This is a genomic window from Arthrobacter sp. JCM 19049, assembly GCF_001310435.1.
The window spans coordinates 1-3,467 of record NZ_BAXF01000226.1; the positions used below are offsets into that span (position 1 = coordinate 1).

Genomic DNA, 3,467 nt, shown 5'->3' on the forward strand with positions numbered 1-3,467 from the left:
GGCCGCTGCTGCGGGATCAGCCCAACCAGTTCCGAGCCGCGGCGCACCGGCTTGCCCTCGATGCGCACGGTGCCGGATTCGAGCACCGTGGTGCCCAGCATGGTGTTGATGAAGCTGGTCTTGCCCGAGCCGTTGGGGCCGAGCACCGCCAGGAATTCACCGGGGCGCACGTCCAGGTCCAGGTCCTGCCACAGCACGCGCGGGCCGAAGGCCAGGCGGGCGTGCTGGAAGGAGACAATCGGTTCTGCTGGCATTCTGCGGCTTTCGTGTGGTTGGTGGGGGCCGGCGCGCGGACGGCAAATGGCCGTGGCCCCGCGTCGTGCGCGGCACCACGGCCATTCTATCCTAATTGCGACTGATTCCTATTTGCGCCCGGCGCAGTGTCGCACCGTGCGCGGCGGATTAAGTGGTTGCCGTTCCCGGGGCGTGGCCGTTGCGCGGCGCCCGCGGCGGAACGTGGCGTTTCCGGGTGGTGTCGCTGATCTCACCGACCAGCACCTCGATGATGTCCTCCAGGAACACCACCCCGGTCACCTTCCCGTCCGCGTCGATGACGGTGGACAGGTGGTTGCCCTGCTGGCGCATGGCCTCCAGCGCCACCTCGATCTCATCGGTGTGCGCCACCTGGCCCAGGGGGTGCAGCGGCAGGTTCAGCAGCGGCTGGGTCGAATGCTCGTCGTCGATGAGCATCACGTCCTTCACGTGCCAGTAGCCCACCGGGATGCCCTCGCGGGTGATCATCATGCGCGAGAACCCGGTCTTGGCGACCTTGGACTCGAACTCCCGCGCGGTGGTCTGCCCCCATTCCAGGGTGAACAGGTCCTCCAGCGGCACCATGCACTGGCTGGCGGTCACCGAGGTGAACTCCAACGCCTTGCTCAGCCGGAGCGCGTCCTCGTTCTCCAAGGTGCCCTCCTCGGAGGAGGACTGGATGATCGAGCGCACCTCCGCGGCCGTGTAGGCGCTGCTGACCTCGTTTTGCGGTTCGACGCCGAACATCTTCAGCACCAGGTTCGCCGAGCCGTTCAGCAGCGAGATCACCGGGTGCAGCGGCTTGGAGAGCCACACCAGCGGCGGGGCCAACAGCAGCACCGCCTTGTCGGCGACGGAAACCGAGATGTTCTTGGGCACCATCTCACCGAAGGTCACGTGCAGGAAGGTCACCGCCACCAGGGCGATCAGGAACGCGCTGGTGTCCGCCACGGCCACCGGCACGCCCATGGCCTGCAGCGGCACCACCAGCAGGTGGTGGATCGCCGGTTCGGAGATGTTCAGGATCAGCAGCGAGCACACGGTGATGCCCAGCTGGCAGACCGCCAGCATCACCGAGACGTGCTCCATCGCCCACAGCGCCACCTTGGCGCGCTTGTGCCCGTCGTCGGCCAGCGGTTCGATCTGCGAGCGGCGCGCGCTCATCACCGCGAACTCGCCGCCCACGAAGAACGCGTTGGCCAGCAGCAGCACCACCAGCCAGATCAGGCCCATGAAGTCACTCATTCTCGGCCTCCTGGATCGGTGCGGCCGGCACGAAGCGCACCTGGGCGATGCGCTTGCCGTCCAGTTCGGTCACGGTGAAGCTGCCGGCCTCGGTGGTGACCACGTCGGCCAGCTGGGCCAGGCGGCCAAGCTCGGAGAGCATGAAGCCGCCGATGGTTTCGTAGGAGGCGTCATCCGGGATGATGTCCGCGTCGAAGTGGTCGTTGATCTGGTCGGGGCGGAACATGCCCGGGAACAGCCAGGCGCCGTCCGGTTGGGCGATCACTTCCTCCTCGTCCTCGTCGTGCTCGTCGGAGACCTCCCCGACGATCTCCTCGATCAGGTCCTCCAGGGTCACGAACCCGGCGGTGCCACCGTATTCGTCCATCACGATCGCCACCTGATACTCGGCGGCACGCAGCTGCTCAAGCAGGATGTCCAGGTGGATGGTTTCGGGCACGTACAGCGCGTCCATCGCGAACTCCCCGACCTGCAGGGCGCCGCGGCGTTCACGCGGCACCGAGACCACGCGCTTGATGTGGCACACGCCCTGGATCCGGTCGCTGGAGCCCTCGATCACCGGGAACCGGGAGAACCCGGTCTCGGCGCTGAGCTGATCAGCTCCGATAGCGGGGCTTCGGAGTCGATCGTCGCCATGGTGGTGCGCGGGGTCATCACGTCGGCCGCGGTGCGTTCGGAGAATTCAATGGTGGATTCAACGAACTTGGCGGTCTGGTTGTCCAAGGTGCCCAGCTCGGCCGAACGGCGCACCAGCGAGGCCAGCTCCTGGGCGCTGCGGGCCGCGGAGATCTCCTCCTTGGCCTCGATGCCGAAGAACCGCTTGAGCACCTGGTTGGAGAACCCGTTCAGCGCCAGGATGGCGGGCTTGAAGATTGCGGTGAACACCAGTTGCGGGCGGGCCAGCGCCTTGCCCACGGTCATGGCCCGGGCGATCGACAGGTTCTTGGGGATCAGCTCGCCGATCAGCATCGAGAGCAGGGTGGCCAGGGTCATCGAGATCACCACTGAGATTGCGGTGGCGCTGGCGCCGGTGACCCCCAGCTGGACCAGCAACGGGCTGAGCAGCTGGCTCATCGCCGGCTCCAGCACATAACCGGTCAGCAGCGTGGTCAGCGTGATGCCCAGCTGGCAGGAGGAAAGTTGGGTGGAAAGCGAGGTCAGGCACTGGTAGAGCGGCTTGGCACCGCGTTCGCCGGCCTCAACGGCCTGGGCGACGGTGGACTTGTCCAGCGCCACCAGCGCGAACTCGACGGCCACGAAGAACCCTGTTCCCAGGATCAGCAGCAGGCCGAGCAGGATGTATAACCATTCCATTGGGGGCTAGCTTCCCCCTAGGGCCGGTGTGGTGAAAGTAATTCCAATTGCCGCCCAGCGGCAACTAGAAGGCTCCAATCGGGAGGCGGAGCCCACCTGTTCATGTCTGGGGCTGCCGGCGCTGCGCCCTTGGGCGACCGGCCGGCACGGAGAATGACTGTCCATAGTGCGCATCAGTCTAACGAACGAAGCTTAACTTCGCATCACCGGCAGATGAAAAAGATGTACGGCACAAATCCCCCGGTGAGCGGGAGATATGTGAGCATCCGATCCTGTGATCCGTGCCGCGTCTTAGCCAACTGGCGCAAAATGTCACTAGACTGTTGGGAGGTCTAGAAATCTTGTGTGCACGGTGGCCACTCATAGCGTCCTCGGGCCACCGCCCGCCCAAGCTAGAACAGCGTAGAAAATCAGGGAGAGGCGTTGCACGTGCCAGAGCAAGCACACCATCGGCTAACGGAAGAGTTCGGTGGAAACGAGTGGCTAGTAGACGAGCTGTACCAGCAGTACCTCGTCGACAAGAACTCGGTCGATAAGAAATGGTGGGACATCTTCGAGTCCCTCACCGCAGACGAGGAAGAACCGGCGAAGAAGCCGGCTGCGGAAGCCAAGCCGGCCCAGCCCGCCGCGAAGCCGCAGAGCGCCCCGGCCAAGAC

3 protein-coding genes and 1 pseudogene are annotated in these 3,467 nt (G+C 65.2%); 1 reads left to right on the top strand and 3 read right to left on the bottom strand.

Going from position 1 to position 3,467, the window contains the following annotated elements:
- The 3 genes and pseudogenes from JCM19049_RS09915 to JCM19049_RS09925 all read right to left on the bottom strand — a co-directional run.
- Positions 1 to 254, bottom strand: a 254-nt coding sequence (locus tag JCM19049_RS09915; protein ID WP_279402909.1) for an ATP-binding cassette domain-containing protein, incomplete at its 3' end; no start/stop codon positions are given.
- Between the two features lie 148 nt (positions 255 to 402).
- Positions 403 to 1,497 (bottom strand): hemolysin family protein, encoded by a 1,095-nt coding sequence (locus JCM19049_RS09920; protein ID WP_054821503.1) that lies wholly within the window; start codon positions 1,495 to 1,497, stop codon positions 403 to 405.
- Positions 1,490 to 2,811: pseudogene (locus JCM19049_RS09925) on the bottom strand (hemolysin family protein). Before JCM19049_RS09925 ends, JCM19049_RS09920 begins: the two are co-directional and overlap by 8 nt.
- 429 nt (positions 2,812 to 3,240) lie before the next feature.
- On the opposite strand from JCM19049_RS09925, the gene JCM19049_RS09930 reads away from it, so the two are divergent.
- Positions 3,241 to 3,467, top strand: a 227-nt coding sequence (locus tag JCM19049_RS09930) for a hypothetical protein (RefSeq protein ID WP_279402910.1), incomplete at its 3' end; no start/stop codon positions are given.

Excerpts from the sequence above, each read along its gene's own strand:
- JCM19049_RS09920 (WP_054821503.1), bottom strand. The coding sequence starts at position 1,497 with ATGAGTGACTTCATGGGCCTGATCTGGCTGGTGGTGCTGCTGCTGGCC.